We start from the raw sequence: 21756 nt of genomic DNA, 5'->3' as shown, positions 1-21756 counted from the left end.
GCTTAGTCCGTGATGCCTGCGGCCACAAACGCCGCCTTGCCCACCGGCCCGGCCAAAAAGGCCAGGAACTCTTGCGCCAACGCCTGCTGCGTGCCGGATGCCAGCGGCGCAGCGGTGTAGGCGGTGTAGTTCTGCACGGCCTCCGGCACCGGCCCGACCAGCGTCAAGCCCTTGCTTTTGTACAGAAGAATTTCGGTCATCGCGCCAAAGCCGATCTCGCGGCCCCGGCCGTGGATCACGTGCTCCATGACTGCCGCGCCGTCGGGGTAGCGGCTGGTTTTGCCTTCCACCTGGGCAGACACCCCCATTTTTTGCAGCAGGCCTTCCAGGTACAGGCCGGTCGATGCCCGGTTGAACACCAGGGAATCCGCCTCCAGTACCGCCTGTTTGAGGGCCTCGGCGCTGCGGATGTCGGGCACAGGCGCGCCATCCCGCACGGCCACCCCCATGCCGACGCGGCCCAGATTGGCGCGGGTTTCGGCCAGTTTGCTGGCGGCGGCAAACTCGCCAATCACGGCGCGCGGTGCGATCACCACGTCGAATGCGGGGTTGTCGTCCATGCGCTTTTTCAGCGCCGGTGCAGTGTTGAAAGTCAGGCTGGTGCGGTGCCCTGTCTGTGCGTCATAGGCTGCCACGGCAGCCCGCAGGCCGGGCTCAATGGCACCCGCGCTCAACACCGCGATCTCGGCAGCCTGGGTGGCCATGGCCGACCCGACCAGCAGGCACGCGGCGGCTATCTGTTTCACAAAATGGGGGTTACGGGGCATCGCAGTCCTTTAAGAAGTGGAGGGTTCAACCGGCTAAGCCAGAGTGACTTTAGCGAACTTGCGTTTGCCGACCTGCACCACATAAGTACCCGGACCCAGCTTCAGGCCTTTCTCGCTGACCACGCTGGAATCGACCCGCACGCCGCCGCCGTCGATCAGGCGGTTGCCTTCGCCGCTGCTGGCGGCCAGCCCGGCCATTTTCAGCAAAGCAGCTATGCCCAGCGGTGCGCCGGTGAGGCTGACTTCAGCGATCTCGTCCGGCACGCCGCCCTTGCTGCGGTTGTTGAAATCCTGCTCGGCCGCATCGGCTGCGGCAGCGCTATGGAAACGCGCCGTGATCTCCCTGGCCAGGGCCACCTTGGCATCTTTGGGGTTGCGACCGCCTTCGACTTCAGCCTTCAGCGCAGCGATTTCGGCCTCGCTCTTGAACGACAGCAAGGTGTACCAGCGCCACATCAGCACATCGGAAATGCTCAGTACCTTGGCAAACATGGTGTTGGGCGCTTCGCTGATGCCGATGTAGTTGTTCTTCGACTTGGACATCTTCTCCACGCCGTCCAGGCCCTCCAGCAGCGGCATGGTCAGGATGCACTGCGGCTCCTGGCCGTATTCGGCCTGCAAATGGCGGCCCATCAGCAGGTTGAACTTTTGGTCGGTGCCGCCCAGCTCCAGGTCGCTCTTGAGCGCCACCGAATCGTAGCCTTGCATCAGCGGGTACAAAAACTCGTGCACCGCGATCGACTGACCGCCGTGGAAGCGGTCGTGGAAGTCGTTGCGCTCCATCATGCGGGCCACGTTGTAGCGGCTGGCCAGCTGAACCATGCCGCGTGCGCCCAGCGGTTCGCTCCATTCGCTGTTGTAGCGGATCTCGGTCTTGGCCGGGTCCAGCACCAGGCTGGCCTGCTTGTAATAGGTTTCGGCGTTGACTTTGATTTGCTCGGGCGTAAGCGGTGGACGCGTGCTGTTGCGCCCGCTCGGGTCGCCGATCAGCGAGGTGAAGTCGCCGATCAGAAAGACCACCGTGTGGCCCAGGTCCTGCAGTTGGCGCATTTTGTTCAGCACCACGGTGTGGCCAATGTGGATGTCGGGCGCGGTCGGGTCCAGGCCCAATTTGATGCGCAGCGGCACGCCAGTGGCTTCGGAACGGGCCAATTTTTTCAGCCAGTCTTCTTGCGGAATCAGCTCGTCGCAGCCGCGCAGCGACACCGCCAGGGCTTCACGCGCACGATCTGTTACAGGAAATGAGCCACTGGGCTTTACGTGTGCGGGTTGATTCATAAGGGTTTTTCAGTGCTTTATCGGTTGTGGCCCACGCGGGCCGCCGCTATACTCGCGGACTCGCTGTAGCCCCTGATTTTAGTGGCGCGTTGCCTGATAGGCCGCCCCTCACACTGAACTTACAGGCCTCGCCTCCCGCGCGCAGCACCCACATTCGTTAGGAAACCCTCTTTTGAACCACGGTCTTCCAACCGTCAGCGATCGCTTGGTATCCCTGTTGCAACGCCACCCCAAACGCCTGACTGCGCTGGTGGCCGCCCTCTTGCTGGGCGGAGGCGGCGGCGCATTTGCCGTCGCGTCCCTAGGCCCGGATGCCGCTGACCTCCCCGTCCAACAGGTTTTCGAGTCGGTGCAGCCGTTTGCCCTGCAAGAGCAGGCCAATGCGCTCGACACCCACACTTTCAACCTGTTCCGTTCTGAGACCACCCGTTCCAGCGACACGGCCAAGTCCTTGTTGCAACGCCTGGGCGTGGACGATGCGGCCGCCGTGGCGTTTTTACGCAGCGATGCGCTGGCCAGCAAGGCCCTGCTGGGCAAGGCGGGCCGCGTGGTCAATGCCGAAGCCAGCGACAGCCATGCGCTGCGCCAGTTGAGCGTGCGTTGGAACCCCGGAAACGACAGCGTGTTTGAACGCCTGGTGGTCGAAAAAACCGCCCAAGGCTTCCGCTCCCGCATCGAAGAAGCCGCCTTGCACAACACCAGCCGCCTGGCCGGTGGCACCATCCGCAGCTCGCTGTTTGCCGCCACCGACGAGGCCAATATCCCCGACCCGGTGGCCACCCAGATTGCAGAAATCTTCTCGGGCGACATCGACTTTCACCGTGCTCTGCGCAAGGGCGACCATTTTTCGGTGGTGTATGAAACCGCCGAGGCCGACGGCCAGGTCTTGCGCACCGGCCGCGTGCTGAGCGCCGAATTCAACAGCAACGGCAAAACCTACCAGGCGATGTGGTTCGCCGAGCCGGGCCAAAAAGGCAGCTACTACACATTGGACGGTAAAAGCCTGCGCCGCTCCTTCCTGGCCTCGCCGGTGGAGTTTTCGCGCATCACCAGCGGCTTCAGCATGCGGCTGCATCCGATCCTGAAGAACTGGCGCGCCCACCTGGGCGTGGATTACGCCGGCACCATCGGCACGCCGGTGCGCACCGTGGGTGATGGCGTGGTGGAGTTTGCGGGGGTGCAAAACGGCTACGGCAACGTCATCATCGTCAAGCACAACAACCAGAACGAAACCGTCTACGCCCACCTGAGCCAAATTAACGTGCGCGTTGGCCAGTCGGTAAGCCAGGGCGACCACATCGGTGCCGTCGGCGCGACCGGTTGGGCCACCGGGCCGCATCTGCACTTTGAATTCCGCGTCAACGGTGTGCACCAGGACCCGCTGACTATTGCCCGGCAGAACGACAGCCAGCCCGTGTCGCCCACGGCCAAGGCCGCTTTTGGCAAGCTTTCGTCGGTGATGCGCCAGCAACTGGCGGCAGCCACCTCGATCCAGCAAGCCAGCGCAGACTAAGCCGGTGCGCGACCTGTTCATCGGCCTGATGTCGGGTACCTCGCTGGACGGCGTGGACGGCGTGCTGGTGGACTTTGCCGATGGCCGCATGCAGGTGCAGCAGTACGCCACTCTGCCCTTCACGCCCGCGCTCCAGGCCGAGTTGCTGGCGCTCAATACCCCCGGCGACAACGAACTGCACAGCGCGGCCCTGGCCGCCAACGGGCTGGTCGGCGTGTATGCCGACGTGGTGCAGCAACTGCTGGAGCGCAGCGGTACTTCCGCCGCACAGGTTGAGGCCATTGGAGCCCACGGCCAGACAGTACGGCACCGCCCGCAAGAATTCGGCGGTACTGGCTACACCCTGCAGCTCAACAACCCGGCACTGCTGGCCGAACGTGCCGGCATCACTGTGGTGGCTGACTTCCGCAGCCGCGACGTGGCGGCAGGTGGCCAGGGAGCACCGCTGGTGCCCGCCTTCCACCAGCAGGTCTTTGGCCGCGCGGACGAAGCCGTGGCGGTACTGAACATTGGCGGCATCTCCAACCTCAGCCTGTTGGATGGGCAGATTCTGGGTTTTGACTGCGGCCCCGGCAACGCCCTGATGGACCATTGGTGCCAATTGCACACCGGCCAGCCGTATGACGCAGAGGGTGCCTGGGCCGCCAGCGGCACGGTGCAGCCCGCCCTGCTGGCGGCCTTGCTGGACGAGCCCTACCTGGCCAAAGCCCCACCCAAAAGCACAGGTCGCGACCTGTTCAATCCGCCCTGGCTGGCCAGCAAGCTACAGGGCTTTGCGGGACTGGCCCCGGTGGATGTGCAGGCCACACTCACCGAATTGACCGCTAGCGCAATAGCTACCTGCATGAATAGCTATGGAAAAAATAGCAAGCTATTGATTGCGTGCGGTGGCGGCGCCTTGAACGGCACTTTGATGCAGCGCCTGCAAGCCTTGCTGCCAGGGGTACAGGTGCAGTCGTCTGCCGCGCACGGCCTGCCGCCCTTGCAGGTGGAAGCGGCAGCTTTTGCCTGGCTGGCCCGCCAGACGGTGCGGGGCTTGCCCGGCAACCTGGCCAGCGTGACCGGTGCGCGCGGCGAGCGGGTGTTAGGCGCGGTCTACCCGGCTTAAACCTCACATCAATGCGTATCGGCGTGGCTGACGGCACTGTCGGAGGCAGACACCCGCATGTCGGGCGACAACTGCCAAAAAATCCAAGCCGACGCCAGCGTCATCAACCCCATGGTGGCAAACGTGGCGTGGAAGGCATCCAGAGTATGTGCCGATCCGCCGCCATCAAAGTAGCCAGTAAAGCCTGCCAGCACTGCTCCAGCGGCTGCTACGCCCATGCTCATGGCCAGCATCTGCACCATCGACAGCAAACTGTTGCCGCTGCTCGTCAGCGGGCCCTCCAGATCTTTCAGGGTGACCGTGTTCATGGCGGTGAACTGCATCGAATTCACCGCGCCAAAAATTGCCAGTTGCAGCAGCTTCCATCCCAGCGGCTGGTCGGGTGTGAGCAACCCAAAGCTGGCGATAGCCAGCCCGACCAGCATAGTGTTCAGCACCAGCACCAAGCGGTAACCCAGCCGGATGATCAGCCAGGTAACCAAGGGCTTGGCCAGCATGCCAGCGATGGCCACCGGCAGCATCATCATGCCCGCCTGCGCAGGCGAATAGCCCATGCTGACCTGCAGCAGCAAAGGCAGCAGAAACGGCATGCAACTGCTGCCGATCCGCGCAAACAAATTACCCAACAAGCCAATCGTCAGCGACGAGACATCGAATAGCCGTGGGGAAAACAAGGGCTCGGCCACGCGCGTGGCATGCAGCCAGTAGGCGACCAGACTGGCCAGCCCAAACATCAGCAGCACCAGCACCGTGGCCTGGCGCAGTCCCAGCTCCGATAGTCCGTCCAGCGACAGCGACAAGGCCACCATGCCAAACGACAACATGGCGTAGCCGCTCAGGTCAAAGCGCCTGGATACCACCCGCAGGCCTTCGGGCATAAATGCCAAGGTAGCCGCGCAGCCGAGCACGCCCACCGGCAGGTTGATCAAGAAAATCCAGTGCCAGGTGGTGTATTCCACCAGCCAGCCGCCCAGCGTGGGGCCGATCAACGGACCAATTAAACCGGGCAAGGCCACAAAACTCATAGCCTTCAAAAACTGCTCGCGCGGAAAGGCCCGAAGCACCGCCAGCCGCCCCACCGGCAACAGCAAAGCCCCACCGACCCCCTGGACGATGCGCGACAGCACCAGTTGCGTCAGGCTCTGGGACACCGCGCACAGCAAAGAACCCAGCGTGAACAAGACAATCGCCGACACAAACAGGCGGCGGGTGCCAAAGCGGTCGGCCATCCAGCCCGAGGCCGGAATCAGCATGGCCATGGTCAACGAATAGGCCACCACCACCGACTGCATGCGCAGCGGGCTCACCCCCAGGCTGGCCGCCATGGCCGGCAAGGCGGTGTTGACGATGGTGGCATCCAGCGTCTGCATGAAAAACCCGATGGCGACCAGCCATAGCAAACGTTGGTTCGATTTATCGTCCTGCATAGCGCTCTCTTACAAATATTCCACCCAAGAAAAAACCGCCCTCGGGCGGCTTTTTTTACCCGCGTTGCAAGCTCACGCGGAGAAGCTGGAACCACAGCCGCAAGTGCTGGTGGCATTGGGGTTCTTGATGACGAACTGCGCACCTTGCAGGTCTTCCTTGTAGTCGATCTCGGCACCCAGCAGGTACTGGTAGCTCATGGCATCGATCAGCAGGGACACACCGTTCTTGGTCATGGTGGTGTCGTCTTCGTTGGTGATTTCGTCAAACGTGAAGCCGTACTGGAAGCCGGAGCAGCCACCGCCCTGTACAAACACCCGCAGTTTCAGATCCGGATTGCCTTCTTCGGCGATCAGGTCGGCCACTTTGGCGGCGGCGCTGTCGGTGAAGACGATGGGGGTGGGCATTTCGGTCTGGATGTTTTCGGCAAGGGCGCTCATGGGGTACTCCGTAAGAATCTAAGTGATGCTACTGCAATTCCCGACTTAAGTTGCGGGGCAAACAATTTGCCGGTATCGGCAGTGCGGTCTTTTCAAAAACAAAAACCGCCGAAGCCCGAAGACTTGGCGGTTTTTGCGTCGCAGAAAGCAAAAAGCTTAACGCTTGGAGAACTGCTTGCGACGGCGAGCACCGTGCAAACCGACCTTCTTACGTTCGACTTCGCGCGCATCACGCGTCACGAAACCGGCTTTGCTCAGCTCAGGCTTGAGCGTAGCGTCGTAGTCGATAAGGGCGCGGGTAATGCCGTGGCGGGTCGCACCTGCCTGGCCGGACTCGCCACCGCCGTGCACATTCACCATCACGTCGAAAGTCTCGGCGTGGTTGGTCAGTAGCAGGGGTTGCTTGCAAATCATGATCGAGGTAGCACGACCGAAGAATTCGGTGATGTCTTTACCATTGACCTTGATCTGGCCGGAGCCTTTTTTCAGAAACACACGTGCGACGCTGGATTTGCGACGGCCGGTGCCATTGTTCCAATCACCAATCATCAGAAATACTCCTTAGATGTCCAGCACTTTAGGCTGTTGGGCGGTGTGTGGGTGCACAGCACCACCGTACACCTTGAGCTTCTTGATCATGGCGTAGCCGAGCGGGCCCTTGGGCAGCATGCCCTTGACGGCTTTTTCCAAAGCGCGGCCTGGGTGTTTGGCTTGCATGTCGCGGAACGAGATGGCAGAAATGCCACCTGGGTAACCGGAATGGCTGTAGTAAATCTTGTCAGTCGACTTGGCGCCGGTGACACGCAGCTGGGCTGCGTTGATGATGACGATGAAGTCACCGGTATCGACGTGAGGCGTATAAATGGCCTTGTGTTTGCCGCGCAAACGGAGAGCAACTTCGCTGGCTACTCGTCCGAGGACCTTGTCGGTCGCGTCAATCACAAACCATTCATGCACTACGTCAGCGGGTTTGGCGCTGAAAGTTTTGGTCATGAATTTTCTCTTTGAAAGAATGGTTTGTCCAACCCAGGAGGTTGGCGCCAAAAGTGGCGTACTAGCAGCCCTTTTCCACGGTCGGCGTCTCTCTAGTGGAGATCTCTTAGGTGGGTTTTAAACTTCGCCGCGGGGCCAGCTATTCGCTGCGAAGCCCATGATTATACAAAGTCGGGGGTATGGCCGTCAAATTTGGCGTCAGCGCCGATTTTGCTGCTGTGCCAACAGGCGTTCCGCGTTCTCCACGCAGACCGGCAAAGCGGCAAATTCAGGCTTTTGGCATTCCCGGTAAATGCACATCGGGCGGGTCAGAAAATTGTTGTCAGGGCACAGAAACACAGACGTATTACCGCCCGGGGACGCGCGGTGGCGCTGGGCGAGATGCGCAGAAACCACCGTCTCGTTCGGGTCCGGTGCGGCGGGCTCGGTAGGCGGTCTGGCTGCCACCATTTTCTTGCGCGGTGGTGCAGAGACGGGCTGTGCCGCAGCCGCAGCAGAGGGCCGCACCGGTTCTGCCACGACTTCTACAGGCACCACGGTGGACACCGGCGGCAGCACAGCCAGCATCGGCTGGGTAGCCGGGACTCCAGCCACAAGCCGGGACTGCCCAGCAGGCAGCGTCCACAGCGCCGCACCAACGCCGACCACCAGCGCCAGCGCGGCCACCGCAGCCCACAACCGGCCCCGCCGCGGCGGGCCCTGCGGCACCGCCACCGGACTCAGCAGCTCCAACGGTAGGTCTACCGATGGCCGGGGCGGATAGACAAAATGGGTGGGCAGATGGGCCAGATCCATCGGCTCAGGCAGTGCCCAACCCTGCTCCGCGGGTCGCCAGCCCTGCCCCATCTCGGTGCGCCAGTCAAATTGCACCATTTCCGCAGACGGGTGCAAACCCAGGAGGTGGACAAAGGCCTGCACCGACTGCGGGCGGTCTTCAGGGCGGATCGCCAAAGCCTGGTCCAGCGCCGCCACGAATGCAGGCGAATAGACCTGGCCATGCTCGGCTTGCGCGGCCTGCGCCACCGCCTGCATGCTGGGCATGCGGTCCCGCAACACCCGGAAGGTGGCGGGCAGGGGTAAGGCATCGGCCACACAGCCATGGACCACGGCGGCCAACGCATACAAATCGCTCCAAGGCCCCTGCGCCATATCGCGCACATCGGCATATTGCTCAATCGGCGCGTAATTCACCTTGAGCACAGCCGTGTGTTTCAGGCCCAGGTCGCCGATCGCCCGGCGGGCCGCGCCCAGGTCCAGCAACACGGGCGGCCCACTGTCCTGCAGGAAAATATTTTCTGGCGACACGTCTCGGTGCACGGTGTGGCTGTCGTGCAGCAGCTGCAGCGCCTGCAGCACCGACCACAGCACCTGGCGTAGCCAGCCCTCTGACGGTGGGCCACGCATTTGGCCCCTAGCCTGCTTGAGCGTCATGCCGCTGTACAAAGGCATAACCATGTAAGCCGTGTTGTTCGCCTCCCAGAAGCGAAACACTTTGACCAACGAGGGGTGGTCAAACTGCGCCAGCAGCCGGGCTTCCGCCACAAACGACTGCAACCCGGCCTGGTAACTGGCGCTGTCCAGAGCTGAGCGGATGCCAACGGTGACGCCCCCTGCACGTCCGGCCAGCGCCGTCGGCATATATTCCTTGATGGCGACCGACCGGTGCAGAGAATGGTCGTAGGCCTCGTAGACCATGCCGAAGCCGCCTACACCCAGCAGCCGCACCAGCCCAAACTCACCCAGCCGCGTGCCAGTAGGCAAGGCATCGGAATGTAAGAGAGGGGGCTGGGTGGCGTCAGGCATGGGAAAAGGAGGGGTAGTTTAGTGCGTTGCCCTACACACCCGGTGTGCGCCTCGTTACCATAGGGGGATATGTTTAGTTACCGCCACGCCTTCCACGCAGGCAACCACGCCGATGTGCTTAAACACACGGTTTTGATTGCCGCCCTCAAACACCTGACTGAAAAAGACCCGGCCTTGGCCGTGCTGGACACCCATGCGGGTGCCGGTCTGTACCGGCTCGATGGCGACTACGCCGAAACCAGCGGCGAGGCGGCCAATGGCATTCTGAAGCTGCTGGCCGACCCCGAGCCGGGCCAGCCCCCGCTGGTCGCCGCGCCTGCGCTGCAGGACTACCTGGACGTGGTGGCCAGCTTCAACAAATCGGGCGGCAAAAAGGTGTACCCCGGCTCGCCGTTCATCATGCAACAACTGTTGCGCGACCACGACCGGCTCAAGCTGTTTGAACTGCACCCCACCGACAGCAAAACCCTGTCGGCCAACATCGCCCAGTTGTCCGCCGGGCGCCAGGTGGCGGTGTTCCGCGAAGACGGCTTTGAAGGTATCCGAAAATTCTTGCCCCCACCAAGCCGCCGCGCTTTCCTGCTCTGCGATCCTAGCTATGAAATAAAGAGCGATTACAGCCTGGTGGCCGAGATGATCGCCAACAGCCTGAAGCTGTTTGCCACCGGCACTTACGCCGTCTGGTACCCGATCATTCCCCGCCCCGAAGCACACGACCTGCCGCGCAAGCTCAAAACCTTGGCCACCAAGGCCGGTAAAAGCTGGCTGCACGCCACGCTGACCGTGAAGTTCAGTAAGCTCACCACCGATGCCGACGGCGAAGTCAAGCGCCCCGGCCTGCCCGCCAGCGGCATGTTCCTGATCAACCCACCGCACACACTCAAAGCCGCCCTCAAGCCCGCACTGGCACAAATGGTGGAGCGCCTGGGACAAGACAAGCACGCCACCTCGACGCTGGATTCGGGCGGCTAACCGCAGAAAGCATGGCGTGGACGGCATCTACAACCGGGTGTTTACGCCAGTTCACAAGCGGTTTAATTCGCTTAATATCCTGACCAAATGATCAAGATATTGCATCAAACTGGCAAGCTTATTGCATGATGTTTGGCTCTTATTTCCTCCACAACCCCACTTGCTTGATATGAAACTCACTTCCATTTCTCTCGCTGTCGCCACTGCATTTTGCGCACTCAGCGCCCACGCAGCCGACCCCAAACTGGCGCTGATCTACGGCAGCGGCGGCAAGTTTGACAAATCGTTCAACCAGTCGGCCTACGAAGGTGCCGAGCGCTTCAAGAAAGAAACCAAGATCGGTTACCTGGAAGCCTCCATCACCTCCGACGCGCAAAGCGAACAGGTGCTGCGCCAGATGGCCCGCAAAAACGTGGACCTGGTAGTCTCTATCGGCTTCTCGATGACCAACGCGGTCACCACCGTCTCCAAGGAGTTTCCCAAGGTCAAGTTCATGATCATTGACGACGTGGTGAATGGCGACAACGTCAGCTCCGTCACCTTCAAGGAGCAAGAAGGCTCCTACTTGGTGGGCGTGGCCGCCGCGCTGGCCAGCAAGTCGCAAAAAGTCGGCTTCATCGGCGGTATGGACGTGCCCCTGATCCGCGCCTTTGGTTGCGGCTATGCCCAGGGTGCGAAGTCAGTGGATGCGAAGATCGACGTCACCCAAAACATGGTCGGCACCACACCCGCCGCCTGGAGCGATCCGGCCAAGGGTGGCGAGCTGGCCCGCGCACAGTTTGACCGTGGCGTGGACGTGGTGTTTGCCGCTGCAGGCGGTAGCGGCATGGGGGCACTGCAGGCCGTCAAGGACAAGAACAAACTCGGCATTGGTGTCGATTCCAACCAAAACCCGCTCTACCCCGGCTTCATCCTGACCTCCATGCTCAAGCGCGTGGACAACGCCACCTACGACGGCTTCATGAGCGTCAAAAATGGCACCTGGAAAGCTGGCGTGGTCAGCAAAGGCCTGATAGAGGGCGGCGTGGACTGGGCACTCGATGCCAACAACCGCAAGCTGATCACGCCCGCCATGGAAGCCAGCATTAACAAGGCTGCCACCGACATCAAGTCCGGCAAGGTCAAGGTAGTGGACTACCGTACCGGCAACAGCTGCCCCGTCTAACCGAGGGAGTGTTGACTGCGCAAGAAGGCGGCACCCTGCCGGGGGTGCCGGTCGTCGAATTCCAAGGCATCTCCAAACAGTTTGGGTTGGTCAAGGCCAACGCCCAGGTCAGCTTCAAGGTCCGCAAAGGCTCCATCCACGGCATCGTGGGTGAAAACGGCGCGGGCAAATCCACGCTGATGAGCATTCTGTACGGCTACTACCAGGCCGACAGCGGGCAGATTCTGCTCAATGGCCAGCCCGCCCCCATGCGCAATAGCCAGGAGGCCATCCAGCGAGGCATCGGCATGATCCACCAGCACTTCATGCTGGTGGACAGCTTCACCGTGCTGGAAAACATCTTGCTGGGCGTGGAAGGTGCGCTGGTGCTGGATGCGCCGTTCCAGGCCGCAGAAAAGCGCCTGCGTGCGCTGGGTGCCGAGTACAACCTGGAAGTGGATCCCAACGTGCGGGTCGAAAACCTGTCGGTGGGTGCGCAGCAGCGGGTGGAAATTTTGAAGCTGATCTACCGCGGTGCCGACATCTTGATTCTGGACGAGCCCACCGCCGTACTGACGCCGCAAGAAACCGATTCGCTGTTTGCCATCCTGCGCGTGTTCCGCGACCAGGGCAAAACCATCATCCTGATCACCCACAAGCTGCAGGAAATCTTTGCGTTGACCGACCGTGTGACTGTGATGCGCGCGGGCACCGTGGTGGGCGAGGTCGATACCGCCACCAGCAGCCGCGAGGCCGTGGCCAGCCTGATGATTGGCCGCAGCATCGAATCTACCCTGTCGCGTGGCCCCTACCAGCCCGGTGCAGCGGTGCTTGAGGTACAGCACCTCAGCCTGCACAACGCCCAGGGCGTAAAGCTGCTGGACGACCTGAACTTTTGCGTAAGAGCCGGTGAAATTGTGGCTGTGGCCGGAGTGTCGGGCAACGGCCAGTCCGAACTGTTGGAAGTGCTGGCGGGCATGCGCCTGCCCAGCAGCGGCGACATCCTCTACCAAGGCCAACCCCTGCCCTTCAAAGGGCGGCGCGATGCCGATGGCCTGCCGGCGGTGTACCGCACCCTGGGCATTGCCCATGCTCCCGAAGACCGGCTGCGCGAAGGCCTAGTCAAGGCCAACTCGGTGGCCCTCAACACCCTGCTGGGGCACCAGAACGACCGTATTTTCCAGTCTGGCTGGCTGCTCAATCCCCAAGCCATCCTGGCGCACGCCAAAAAGCTGATTGCCGAATTTGACGTACGCCCCACCGACCCGGGCCTGCGCGTCGGCCTGCTGTCCGGCGGAAATCAACAAAAAGTAGTTCTAGCCCGTGAGATAGCTGCACAACCTGCTCTCATTTTGATAGGGCAGCCCACCCGTGGCGTGGACATTGGCTCCATCGAGACCATCCACCGCCGCCTGCTGGCGCTGCGTGACGCGGGCATCGCCATCGTGCTGGTGTCGGTGGAGCTGGAAGAAATCCGCGTGCTCGCCGACCGCATCCTGGTGATGTGTGGCGGCAGGATCACTGGTGAGGTGGCAGCGGGGGACTTTGACACCACCCGCATCGGCCTGATGATGGGCGGCATATCACATTCAGGACTTACGCAAGGCCTGCCTGGCGGCCCTGCGTAAGTCCGGGCACTAAATTTATGAACCCACACAACCTTCCCGGCTGGGCCACCAACCTGCTGCTGCCCATCCTGAACCTCGTCTCGGCCATGCTGGTGGCGGGCGTGGTGATTTACGCCCTGGGCGAAAGCCCCACCGAGTCGCTGGGCATTCTGGTCAACAGCGCCTTTCTGAACCCCGAGGGCCTGGGCTACACGCTTTTCTACGCCACCACTTTCATCTTCACCGGACTGGCCGTGGCCTTTGCGTTGCACGCCGGCCTGTTCAACATCGGCGGCGAAGGCCAGATGTACATCGGCGGCCTGGGCATGGCCCTGGTGGTGCTGAACATGGACGCACACTGGAGCCCCTGGCTGGTGATTCCGCTGGCCATCGCCATGAGCACGCTGTTTGGCGCGGCCTGGGCGTTTTTGCCCGGGTACCTTCAGGCCAAGCGTGGCAGCCACATCGTGGTGACCACCATCATGTTCAACTTCATCGCATCGTCGCTGATGAACTACATCATCGTCAGCCTGCTGATCCCGGTGGGCCAGCAAAGCACCTCTAGCCGCCAGTTTGCCGAAGCCACCTGGCTGCCCCGGCTGAACGTTTGGCTGCCGGTGCTGGGCCAGACCCCCGTCAACATCAGCTTTGTGCTGGCGCTGGCCGCGCTGGGACTGTACGCGCTGGTGATGTGGCGCACCTCCTGGGGCTACGGGGTGAGCACTGTGGGCCTGAACCCGCACGCCGCCCACTACGCAGGCATTTCCATCAAGGGCACCATCATCGGCGTGATGGCCGTATCGGGCGCGCTGGCGGGCATGGCGGCGGTGAACAGCCAGATGGGCTCGTCCCACAACCTGGGGCTTAACTTTACGGCGGGCGCAGGTTTTATCGGCATCGCGGTGGCCTTGATGGGGCGCAACCACCCCATCGGCATCTTGTTGTCGGCAGTGCTGTTTGGCGGGCTGATCCAGGGCGGGTTTGACCTGTCGCTGGAAAAATCCAATATTCCGCCCGAAACCTTTGTGTTCATCCAGGGCCTGATCATCCTGTTTTGCGGGGCCATGGAGAATTTATATGCTCCCGCCCTCTCCGCCTTGTTGAGCAGCTATAAAAAAAGGAGTGCGGTCTGATGGACGACATCCAACTCTCCAGCATCTTTGTGGCCATGGTGCGCAGCGCGCCGGTGCTGATTTTTGCAGCACTGGGCGGCCTGTTTGCAGAACGCTCGGGCATTGTGGACATCAGCCTGGAAGGCAAGATCCTCGGCAGCGCCTTTGCCTCAGCCTGCGTCGCCTACGCCACGCAAAACCCCTGGTTCGGCGTGCTGGCGGGCATCGCCGTGTCCTGCCTGCTGGCGCTGCTGCACGGCTTTGTGTGCATCCAGCAACGGGGCAACCAGTTGGTATCGGGCATGGCCATCAACATCTCGGTCAGCGGCCTGACCTTTGTGCTGGCGCAGTTCTTCTTCCAACAAGGAGGCCGCACGCCGCCGCTGGACGAAGGCCGGTTCCAGTCGCTGACCATCCCCGGCAGCCAGGCGGTGGCCGATGTACCGGTGCTGGGCTGGGTGCTGCGCGAGCTGCTGGGCGGCCACACCATCCTGGTCTACCTGGCCTTTCTGACGGTGCCGCTGGTGCACTGGGTGGTCAACCACACCCGCTTTGGCCTGCGCCTGCGCGCCGTGGGCGACAACCCCCATGCAGCCGACACCGCCGGTATCAGCGTGGCGCGCACGCGCTACCTGGCCCTGCTGGTGGGCGGCGTGCTGTGCGGCCTGTCGGGGGCCTACCTGGCCATCGTGCAGACCGGCTTCTTTTTGGCCGATATGTCGGCGGGCAATGGCTTTCTGGCCTTGGCCGCGCTGGTGTTTGGCAGCTGGCGCGCGGTGCACACCACGCTGGGCTGCCTGATGTTTGCGTTTTTTTCGGCCCTGCAGATCCAGCTCGAAGGCGTGGTGCTGCCCGTAATCGGCAAGGTGCCGGGCTCGCTGATCCAGATGATTCCGTATATCGTCACCGTCATCATCCTGGCAGGCTTCATGGCCAAGTCGGTCGCCCCCAAGGCCATCGGCGTGCCCTTTGTTAAATCCCGCTGAATGACACACACCCCCAGACTGCAGTGCTGCGCATCTTCCGCCAACCCCCTTGCAGGGGGCAACACCAGCAGCCTGGCAAAGCCAGTTCTGCGGTGTTTCTGGCCTGCGCAGGTTCTTTCCCAAGTCTAATGCTCGATAGTTAGCTGCCCTCTTAGTTGGAAACTTTCATGATTTTTGTTGCTGGCTCGGCCAATCTTGACTTTGTGGTGCGCGCCACCCACATCCCCGCACCGGGTGAAACCGTGCTGGGCCGCGCGTTCCAGACCTTTCCCGGCGGCAAAGGTGCCAACCAGGCCATCGCCTGCGCGCGGGCTGGCGGTGCCACCACCCACATGCTGCTGGCGCTGGGGGCGGATACCTACGCCCAGCCGCTGGAGGCCTCGCTGTCCGATGCAGGCGTGGTGCAGCACGTGGTGCGCAGCCCCGACCAGCCCACCGGCACGGCCTTCATCTGCGTGTCCGACGATGCCGAAAACGCTATCACCGTCGCCCCAGGTGCCAACACCAGCCTGCAAGCCGCGCATTTGCCGCCGCTAGCGGGCTTTAGCCATCTGTTGCTGCAGTTAGAGACCCCGCTGGACACGGTGACCGACTACGCCCAGGCCGCCCGTACCCAGGGCGTGCAGGTGGTGCTCAACGCCGCCCCCGCCCAGGTACTGCCCGCCGACCTGCTGGCCGCCGTGGATGTGCTGGTGGTCAATGAAGGCGAGCTGGCCAGCGTGGCCCAGCACACCGGCAGCATTGCCGAGTGCCTGGCCCGGCTGAGCACCACCTGCGTGGTCGTCACCCTGGGCCACCGGGGCTGCTGCGCACGGCTCAACGGCCAGATCCTGCTGCAAGCCGCCTACCCCGTCACGCCGGTGGACACCACTGCAGCAGGCGACAGCTTTTGCGGTGCCCTCACCGCCGCCCTGTCCCAAGGCCACCCACTGGCGCTGGCGATGCAGTACGGCAGCGCCGCCGGTGCCCTGGCCTGCACCCGCCCGGGCGCGCAGTCCAGCATTCCTACCCATTCTGAAGTGCAAGCCTTGGTCGCCACCGGCACGCCCGCCGGAGCCGATGCCGCCTTGCGAGAATTTTGTGGATTCCCCGCCTAAACTGAGCATTTAACCCCGGACTTACGCAAGCCTCTCTGTGCGCCCAGAGGGCGACACAGGGGCGCTGCGTAAGTCCTATAAACCTTGAACTGAACTGCCATGACCTCTTCCACAGTTACTACCAAAGTTATTTTTGATACCGACCCCGGCGTGGACGACGCGATGGCCCTGTACTTCGCGTTGGCGCATCCGGCTATCGACGTGGTCGGCATCACCACCACCTTCGGCAATGTCACGGTAGAGCAAGCGGCCACCAACGCCCTGTACCTCACCGCCATCGCAGGTAAAACCGTGCCCGTCACCAAGGGTGTGGCCACGCCCTGGGTCAAGCCCGGCGAAGCGCCCCCGGCCTTCATCCACGGTGCCGACGGCCTGGGCAACCTGCCCTCGCGCGTAGCCACAACCAACCAGCTCGACCCGCGCTCCAGCGCCCAGTTCATCGTCGACATGGCCCGCGCCCACCCCGGTGAAATAACCTTGGTGGCGGTAGGCCCGCTAGGCAACCTGAGCCTGGCCCTGAAGCTGGAACCCACCCTACCCAAGCTGCTGAAAGAAGTGATCCTGATGGCAGGCACCGTGCTGGAGCCCGGCAACGTCTCCCCCGTGGCCGAAGCCAATGTGTGGAACGACCCGCACGCCGCCGACCACGTGTTCAGCGCAGGCTGGAAGCTCACCATGGTGGGCCTGGACGTGACCCACCGCGTGATCCTGCCGCTGGCGCTGTTCAAGAAAATCGCCGACCACCACCAGCACGTGGCCACCGACGTGCTGCACCACGCCGTGAGCTTTTACGCCGATTTCTATAGCGGCATCTACCCGCACGTGGCCAAGATCCACGGCTGCTTCGGGCACGACGTGCTGGCCTTCATCTACCTGGTGAACCCCGAGCTGTTCACCGTCGAGTCCGGCGGCATCCGCGTGGCCACCGAAGGCATCGCCAACGGCCAGACCATGATGAAACGCAAAGACATCTTCCACCCCCAGGCCGGTTGGGCCGACACGCCTGCCACCCAGGTCTGCATGCAGGTCCAGGCCGAGGCCTGTAACGCCGTGCTGGAAGAGATGCTGATGTCCGACTGGTTGCCCAAGTAACAAAAGACTTTCGCAAGTCCCTCTGAGTGCCCATTAGGCGGCTCAGAGGGCGCTGCGCAAGTCTTATCATTATTCCGAGGAGGTCGCCATGCAGTTCCCCGTCGTCAACTACCTCAGCGCCACCGCCGCGCAAGACTTTTGCAAAAGCCTGCACGAAACCGGCTTTGGCGTTCTGTCGCACCACCCGCTGGACCAGCACCTGGTAGACGGCATTTACGCCGAATGGCTAGCCTTCTTTGGCTCCGAGGCCAAGCACAAGTACACCCACGACCCGGTCCAATTCGACGGTTACTTCTCGCCCGCCGTGTCCGAGACCGCCAAGGGCAACGACAAGCGCGACCTCAAGGAGTTCTTCCACATCTACCCCTGGGGCCGGTATCCGGCCGAGGTGTCGAATGCCGCGCGCCGCTACTACAGCCAAGGCAGCGCCCTGGCCGCCGAGCTGCTCAAGTGGGTGGAAGACAACTCGCCGCCCGAAGTGCGTGCCCTCTACACCGAGCCCCTGCCGCAGATGATCGAGGGCTGCGACCAAACCCTGCTGCGCGTGCTGCACTACCCGCCCCTGCGCGGCAACGAGGCACCCGGCAGCGTGCGCGCCGCTGCGCACGGCGACATCAACCTGCTGACCATCCTGCCCGCCGCCACCGAACCCGGCCTGCAGGTACTGGGCAAAGACGGTGCCTGGTATGACGTGCCCTGCGACTTCGGCCTGCTGATCGTCAATATCGGGGACATGCTGCAGGAAGCCTCGGGCCACTACTACCCGTCTACCACCCACCGGGTGCTGAATCCCACGGGCGAAGGCCGCTTCAAGTCGCGCGTGTCACTGCCGCTGTTTCTGCACCCGCGCCGCGATGTGGTGCTGTCTGACCGCTACACCGTGCAGAAGTACTTCGACGAACGCATGGCCGAGCTGCGCGGTCCCCGTCCCACCTAATGTAGTGCTGCGTAGCCTGGTATAGAAATTTATAAAAAATAGGCCTCTGGCGCATACAGCACCTGCGCTACTAGCTATTTATTTAATAGCACAAGCAAGAAAGCGCGTCCTAAGCCTCATAATTGAGCGCCTGCCGATGGCCGTCCCTGAAAACGTATTCAGGAGCGGCATCGGCTCCTCAAAGGCACCTTGTGAAAAAAACATTCCCCCTGAACATTGAAGGCAAGAACCGCGACCGCGTGGTCGAAGCCACCAAGCACGACATCCGTAAATACGTCAAACGCCAGCTGCGCGTGGCCCTGCCCGAAGGCGTGGACTACTGGGACTGGGATTGCAAATTCGGCACCAGCGCCGAGACCGCCGTGGTGGTGCACTTCGCCACCATCACCAAGCTGATCGACGAGGTGGACGCTGCCGGTGGCACATCCTTCTACATCGAGCTGGTCGCCAAAAACGGCGTGCGCACCGCAAAACCCAGCGTTGCACAGTAAGCTTTAAGCCCATGGACTACCTCGACTTCGACACCAGCGAAGACGAGCATGGCTGCGCATCCCTGGAAGCCATGGCATCCGTCCCCCCCGCCCAGGCACCCGCCGTACAGGCCGAAATCCAGCAGGTGCTGGACTGGGCCCACGCGGCATTCCCCAGCCTGCAGGCCCCGCTGGAGGAAGGCGGGGAGTGGGATTTTCAGGTGCAGCAGCAGGCTGAAATGGTGGCTGGGCAGGCTCGGCAGACGTTTACGCTGTCGCTGACCGGCACGCCGCAGTTTTGCGAGGCGTTTCGGGGGCGGTTTTTGGAGGCATGAGGCGGTGGGGCTGAACAGGGGGTCCAGCCAATGGGGGTCGGATCACGATTGCGCGCTGGGTGCACACAGAACCCGCACAGCCCTGGCCCGCATTCGTGCTCCGACCCCTATTTGCGGGTTGGGGACGGCGGGGGTGGAGCTGCCCGATAACTGGATAGGCTTAGCGACAGTCGGAAGGCGTTGGACGGCCTAACGTTCGAGCTAAGCGGGTGACGACGGCAGGCCGCCAAGCCCAGGCCGGTGAAAATGTACCGCGTATCACCGGCCCGGGCTTGGCGGCCTGCCGTTGGCGCTCCGCTTGAGAGAAGGGTTAGGCCTCAATGCGCTCATGTTGGCAGAGCATTGGTTTTCTCCTTACTTGGAGGTGAAGGTATTTTTCGGAGAATCAATTCTTTGAATTCTGGATCCGCCGCCAGGCTGAGCAATGACGCTTTGAACGCATTTAGGGTCGTTACCTTGTCTCCATCTGCCACGGATTCATCAGTCCGATATGTGCCTTCAGTTGTCTTTTTCAGAATGACTTTTTGCTCTGCAACTGAGAATACTTCCCAGGTTATTTTTAGATATGCACTTCCTTTGGCAGAACTGATGTTGCCAAAAGAAAGTGTGGGGCTGCCAGAAAACTGGAAACAAAGGCTTGCTTCTCGCCCGATGACTGTCGCGCCGAGAAGTAAGTCAGGGCCATCACCTGAGGAGGGCTGAAAAACAGATTCGGAAGGTTTCGGAAATTTGTAATTCAGTGGTCCTAGCGCGCGCCTGAAACCTTCGTCAACGTCTCGCCTACTTATCGGGAGCCTGTCATTCGGCAGAATGACCTCCTTGCCGAACTCGCATAGCCAACCGTACTGAATACGCATTTTCACCTCGTCATACGGAAGCTTTACCGTCACGATACTGAGGTCAATGGTGTTCGAAACTCCATCGACGGAGAGGGCTGATGGTTCAGGATTTGAAACCTGTTTCACTTGAGGCACGGCGCATGCTCCTAACAATGCGGCTGCCGAAATCATTGTGATGAATCGCATTTTTAAGCTGATGAAGTGCATAGGAGATATTTTGAGGCCTAACGTTGGCCGTGAGTGGCAAACAACGGTGCACTCTGTTGTGAAGAAAGGCAGAAGCCCCTCCCGCCGTTTTGTATCCAATCGACGAACCTGTTAAAGCGGTGAACGGTGTCAAACATGCCGTTGGTGACCTTTAGCGAGAAATAGCTTCCATGACACAACCGCTGCCAACCCAAAGAGAACAGCGCTCGCAATCCATAGTGCATTACCTTGCAAAGCGAAACTGCAGCATGCGTCTGCGACAGCAATCAATGCAAACAGCCACAAGGTGCCCATGGCCAGCAAGGCTCCAACGAAAACAATGACGCGCGAAACCATTCTGAAGCCTGAGCTTTAACGTAGAGTTCAGCGACGCGCGGCACCAGCGCGCGTCCGTTGAAACGGCAAGTTAGAAGCGGTCGTCTCAAGACGTTCGGCCAGCCAGATCTTGATAACAGACTGCCTTGTAACCCCCAGTTTGCTAGCTTCTCGATCTAGCGAGTCAATCATCCAGGTTGGAAAATCGACATTCACCCGCTTCTGCTCTTGCAGCACGCGCTTGGTTTTAGACAAGTCCAAAGAAGCCGTGATGTCGACGCCCTCGTCAAACTGTTGCTCAAACTTTTTAGCTTTCATAAAGTGCCACCTCTTCTGTGCGTGCACGACGCACGGATATCAATCGGACATTGGCCCCTCGGTAAGTGATGACAGCCGACCAATGCTTCCCATCAATTGACCCAATCACCAAATACCGCGGCTCATCATCCGTTTTTGCCGGAATCTCCAGCAACATCGGGTCGTCCCAGAGACCCTGCGCCTCGACAAAATCGATGCCGTGCTTCGTGCGATTGGACTCGCTCTTTGCGGCATCAAATTCGAAGGAGTTCATAGTATAGAAACTATACCTAAATTGGCGTCAACGCACCAGCCAGCTTGAACTTCTAACGTTGAAGGTAAGCAGCTTGCCGTAAGGCAAGTCCGCTTGAGCGACGGGTTAGATGTCAACGCGATGCGCATGATCTATTTCTTAGGGACGATGCCTTCGCGGTGCAGTCGTTCGACTGCAAGCTGAAGATTGACGTGAAGGGACGGCAAGGAAATAACCGGCTCAGCCAGTGCGAAGCTGAACCAGCCGAGCAAGTTTGAGCGGAGCGGGCGCTCTTGCCGAAAGAAGGAAGGGCCAACCTTCTGAAAGAAAAGCATCGCGTATGCGCCGTTTGATGAACGCAAAGCCGCGACGAATGTGTGAGGCAGTATGTAGTCCGGCAATACGAAACACTGCCACCCTTCGGGAGCTACATCGGCGACAGGATAAAAATCTTCGACGTCGTCGATGACCGTCGCTTGATCCTTCTTCAACGTGGAAACCCATGCAGGCCGCAGCCCACTTTTCAGTTCCAGATCATTCGGCGCCGGTGCGTAAAGACGCCAACCATTACTGTCGAGTTCGTCGGCGTGCATTTGAAAAACGAATAGCGTTTATCTGCCGCGAGGCGCGGCAAAAGAGACAAGAGCGATGTTCATACGCGGCAGATAAACCTTGTTGGACTGAACCAACGCCCAGGATGGCTGTTGGTAAAAGGGAGATGAAAGCATAGGGGATTATTCGAACCCACCTCCCCGATACATTCAAA

General features: G+C 61.2%; 23 protein-coding genes. 12 read left to right on the top strand and 11 right to left on the bottom strand.

Going from position 1 to position 21756, the window contains the following annotated elements:
* Positions 1-2: 2 nt before the first annotated feature.
* Together AC097L_RS15120 and tyrS are read right to left on the bottom strand one after the other, a co-directional pair.
* Entirely contained in the window at positions 3-767 is a 765-nt protein-coding gene (locus AC097L_RS15120; RefSeq protein WP_479587360.1) for a molybdate ABC transporter substrate-binding protein, read from the bottom strand.
* A gap of 33 nt (positions 768-800) precedes the next feature.
* Entirely contained in the window at positions 801-2045 is a 1245-nt protein-coding gene (gene tyrS, locus AC097L_RS15115; protein ID WP_479587359.1) for a tyrosine--tRNA ligase, read from the bottom strand.
* A gap of 172 nt (positions 2046-2217) precedes the next feature.
* Between tyrS and AC097L_RS15110 the strand changes: the two genes are divergently transcribed.
* Together AC097L_RS15110 and AC097L_RS15105 are read left to right on the top strand one after the other, a co-directional pair.
* Positions 2218-3558 (top strand): peptidoglycan DD-metalloendopeptidase family protein, encoded by a 1341-nt coding sequence (locus AC097L_RS15110; RefSeq protein WP_479587358.1) that lies wholly within the window; start codon positions 2218-2220, stop codon positions 3556-3558.
* Between the two features lie 4 nt (positions 3559-3562).
* On the top strand, positions 3563-4666 hold the full coding sequence (locus AC097L_RS15105) for an anhydro-N-acetylmuramic acid kinase (RefSeq protein WP_479587357.1): 1104 nt from the start codon (positions 3563-3565) through the stop codon (positions 4664-4666).
* 8 nt (positions 4667-4674) lie between these two features.
* On the opposite strand, the gene mdtD is transcribed toward AC097L_RS15105, so the two are convergent.
* The 5 genes from mdtD to AC097L_RS15080 form a co-directional block, all read right to left on the bottom strand.
* Positions 4675-6093, bottom strand: coding sequence for a multidrug transporter subunit MdtD (mdtD, locus tag AC097L_RS15100; RefSeq protein ID WP_479587356.1), 1419 nt, complete (start codon positions 6091-6093; stop codon positions 4675-4677).
* 72 nt (positions 6094-6165) lie between these two features.
* A complete protein-coding gene (gene erpA, locus AC097L_RS15095; RefSeq protein ID WP_092758362.1) occupies positions 6166-6531 on the bottom strand; it encodes an iron-sulfur cluster insertion protein ErpA in 366 nt (121 codons plus the stop codon).
* A 156-nt stretch (positions 6532-6687) separates the two neighbouring features.
* Entirely contained in the window at positions 6688-7080 is a 393-nt protein-coding gene (rpsI, locus tag AC097L_RS15090; RefSeq protein ID WP_295960582.1) for a 30S ribosomal protein S9, read from the bottom strand.
* Between the two features lie 12 nt (positions 7081-7092).
* Positions 7093-7524 carry a 50S ribosomal protein L13 gene (gene rplM / locus AC097L_RS15085; protein WP_092758364.1) on the bottom strand — a complete coding sequence of 144 codons (432 nt, stop codon included), beginning with the start codon at positions 7522-7524 and terminating at the stop codon, positions 7093-7095.
* Positions 7525-7722: 198 nt separating this feature from the next.
* Positions 7723-9327 carry a serine/threonine protein kinase gene (locus tag AC097L_RS15080; RefSeq protein WP_479587355.1) on the bottom strand — a complete coding sequence of 535 codons (1605 nt, stop codon included), beginning with the start codon at positions 9325-9327 and terminating at the stop codon, positions 7723-7725.
* A gap of 69 nt (positions 9328-9396) precedes the next feature.
* Here AC097L_RS15080 and AC097L_RS15075 point away from each other — a divergent pair, with 69 nt between their 5' ends.
* The 10 genes from AC097L_RS15075 (at position 9397) to AC097L_RS15030 (ending at position 19079) form a co-directional block, all read left to right on the top strand.
* Positions 9397-10299: a 23S rRNA (adenine(2030)-N(6))-methyltransferase RlmJ gene (locus AC097L_RS15075; RefSeq protein WP_479587354.1), complete on the top strand. Its 903-nt coding sequence runs from the start codon at positions 9397-9399 to the stop codon at positions 10297-10299.
* Positions 10300-10468: 169 nt separating this feature from the next.
* Positions 10469-11464: a BMP family lipoprotein gene (locus AC097L_RS15070; protein ID WP_479587353.1), complete on the top strand. Its 996-nt coding sequence runs from the start codon at positions 10469-10471 to the stop codon at positions 11462-11464.
* An 11-nt stretch (positions 11465-11475) separates the two neighbouring features.
* Entirely contained in the window at positions 11476-13071 is a 1596-nt protein-coding gene (locus tag AC097L_RS15065; RefSeq protein WP_479587352.1) for an ABC transporter ATP-binding protein, read from the top strand.
* A 17-nt stretch (positions 13072-13088) separates the two neighbouring features.
* A complete protein-coding gene (locus AC097L_RS15060) occupies positions 13089-14183 on the top strand; it encodes an ABC transporter permease (protein ID WP_479587351.1) in 1095 nt (364 codons plus the stop codon).
* On the top strand, positions 14183-15148 hold the full coding sequence (locus tag AC097L_RS15055) for an ABC transporter permease (protein ID WP_479587350.1): 966 nt from the start codon (positions 14183-14185) through the stop codon (positions 15146-15148). The genes AC097L_RS15060 and AC097L_RS15055 overlap by 1 nt, the downstream gene beginning before the upstream one ends.
* Before the next feature lie 167 nt (positions 15149-15315).
* Positions 15316-16245, top strand: coding sequence for a ribokinase (locus AC097L_RS15050; protein WP_479587349.1), 930 nt, complete (start codon positions 15316-15318; stop codon positions 16243-16245).
* A 99-nt stretch (positions 16246-16344) separates the two neighbouring features.
* A complete protein-coding gene (locus AC097L_RS15045; RefSeq protein WP_479587348.1) occupies positions 16345-17337 on the top strand; it encodes a nucleoside hydrolase in 993 nt (330 codons plus the stop codon).
* Between the two features lie 88 nt (positions 17338-17425).
* On the top strand, positions 17426-18274 hold the full coding sequence (locus tag AC097L_RS15040) for a 2OG-Fe(II) oxygenase family protein (RefSeq protein ID WP_479587347.1): 849 nt from the start codon (positions 17426-17428) through the stop codon (positions 18272-18274).
* Between the two features lie 191 nt (positions 18275-18465).
* Positions 18466-18765, top strand: coding sequence for a DUF6172 family protein (locus AC097L_RS15035; RefSeq protein WP_479587346.1), 300 nt, complete (start codon positions 18466-18468; stop codon positions 18763-18765).
* Positions 18766-18776: 11 nt separating this feature from the next.
* On the top strand, positions 18777-19079 hold the full coding sequence (locus AC097L_RS15030) for a hypothetical protein (RefSeq protein ID WP_479587345.1): 303 nt from the start codon (positions 18777-18779) through the stop codon (positions 19077-19079).
* A 326-nt stretch (positions 19080-19405) separates the two neighbouring features.
* On the opposite strand, the gene AC097L_RS15025 is transcribed toward AC097L_RS15030, so the two are convergent.
* From AC097L_RS15025 to AC097L_RS15010, 4 genes are all read right to left on the bottom strand, one after another.
* Positions 19406-20125 (bottom strand): hypothetical protein, encoded by a 720-nt coding sequence (locus tag AC097L_RS15025; protein ID WP_479587344.1) that lies wholly within the window; start codon positions 20123-20125, stop codon positions 19406-19408.
* A gap of 363 nt (positions 20126-20488) precedes the next feature.
* A complete protein-coding gene (brnA, locus tag AC097L_RS15020; protein ID WP_479587343.1) occupies positions 20489-20758 on the bottom strand; it encodes a type II toxin-antitoxin system BrnA family antitoxin in 270 nt (89 codons plus the stop codon).
* Positions 20748-21011: a BrnT family toxin gene (locus tag AC097L_RS15015; protein WP_479587342.1), complete on the bottom strand. Its 264-nt coding sequence runs from the start codon at positions 21009-21011 to the stop codon at positions 20748-20750. The genes brnA and AC097L_RS15015 overlap by 11 nt, the downstream gene beginning before the upstream one ends.
* A 131-nt stretch (positions 21012-21142) precedes the next feature.
* Positions 21143-21583, bottom strand: coding sequence for a hypothetical protein (locus AC097L_RS15010; RefSeq protein WP_479587341.1), 441 nt, complete (start codon positions 21581-21583; stop codon positions 21143-21145).
* Positions 21584-21756 lie beyond the last annotated feature (173 nt).

Source organism: Rhodoferax sp. RT5P35, from assembly GCF_056521385.1.
The sequence above is the reverse complement of the archived record's forward strand: the minus strand, read 5'-3'. Positions and strand labels throughout refer to the sequence as shown.

What these genes read in the sequence shown, in the direction of transcription:
- AC097L_RS15120 (WP_479587360.1), bottom strand. Translation starts at nt 767, where the DNA reads ATGCCCCGTAACCCCCATTTTGTGAAACAGATAGCCGCCGCGTGCCTG.
- AC097L_RS15015 (WP_479587342.1), bottom strand. Translation starts at nt 21,011, where the DNA reads ATGAACTCCTTCGAATTTGATGCCGCAAAGAGCGAGTCCAATCGCACG.
- erpA (WP_092758362.1), bottom strand. Translation starts at nt 6,531, where the DNA reads ATGAGCGCCCTTGCCGAAAACATCCAGACCGAAATGCCCACCCCCATC.
- AC097L_RS15060 (WP_479587351.1), top strand. Translation starts at nt 13,089, where the DNA reads ATGAACCCACACAACCTTCCCGGCTGGGCCACCAACCTGCTGCTGCCC.
- AC097L_RS15030 (WP_479587345.1), top strand. Translation starts at nt 18,777, where the DNA reads ATGGACTACCTCGACTTCGACACCAGCGAAGACGAGCATGGCTGCGCA.
- AC097L_RS15045 (WP_479587348.1), top strand. Translation starts at nt 16,345, where the DNA reads ATGACCTCTTCCACAGTTACTACCAAAGTTATTTTTGATACCGACCCC.
- tyrS (WP_479587359.1), bottom strand. Translation starts at nt 2,045, where the DNA reads ATGAATCAACCCGCACACGTAAAGCCCAGTGGCTCATTTCCTGTAACA.
- AC097L_RS15010 (WP_479587341.1), bottom strand. Translation starts at nt 21,583, where the DNA reads ATGCACGCCGACGAACTCGACAGTAATGGTTGGCGTCTTTACGCACCG.
- AC097L_RS15025 (WP_479587344.1), bottom strand. Translation starts at nt 20,125, where the DNA reads ATGCACTTCATCAGCTTAAAAATGCGATTCATCACAATGATTTCGGCA.
- brnA (WP_479587343.1), bottom strand. Translation starts at nt 20,758, where the DNA reads ATGAAAGCTAAAAAGTTTGAGCAACAGTTTGACGAGGGCGTCGACATC.
- rplM (WP_092758364.1), bottom strand. Translation starts at nt 7,524, where the DNA reads ATGACCAAAACTTTCAGCGCCAAACCCGCTGACGTAGTGCATGAATGG.
- AC097L_RS15040 (WP_479587347.1), top strand. Translation starts at nt 17,426, where the DNA reads ATGCAGTTCCCCGTCGTCAACTACCTCAGCGCCACCGCCGCGCAAGAC.
- AC097L_RS15075 (WP_479587354.1), top strand. Translation starts at nt 9,397, where the DNA reads ATGTTTAGTTACCGCCACGCCTTCCACGCAGGCAACCACGCCGATGTG.
- AC097L_RS15055 (WP_479587350.1), top strand. Translation starts at nt 14,183, where the DNA reads ATGGACGACATCCAACTCTCCAGCATCTTTGTGGCCATGGTGCGCAGC.
- AC097L_RS15080 (WP_479587355.1), bottom strand. Translation starts at nt 9,327, where the DNA reads ATGCCTGACGCCACCCAGCCCCCTCTCTTACATTCCGATGCCTTGCCT.
- mdtD (WP_479587356.1), bottom strand. Translation starts at nt 6,093, where the DNA reads ATGCAGGACGATAAATCGAACCAACGTTTGCTATGGCTGGTCGCCATC.
- rpsI (WP_295960582.1), bottom strand. Translation starts at nt 7,080, where the DNA reads ATGATTGGTGATTGGAACAATGGCACCGGCCGTCGCAAATCCAGCGTC.
- AC097L_RS15050 (WP_479587349.1), top strand. Translation starts at nt 15,316, where the DNA reads ATGATTTTTGTTGCTGGCTCGGCCAATCTTGACTTTGTGGTGCGCGCC.
- AC097L_RS15070 (WP_479587353.1), top strand. Translation starts at nt 10,469, where the DNA reads ATGAAACTCACTTCCATTTCTCTCGCTGTCGCCACTGCATTTTGCGCA.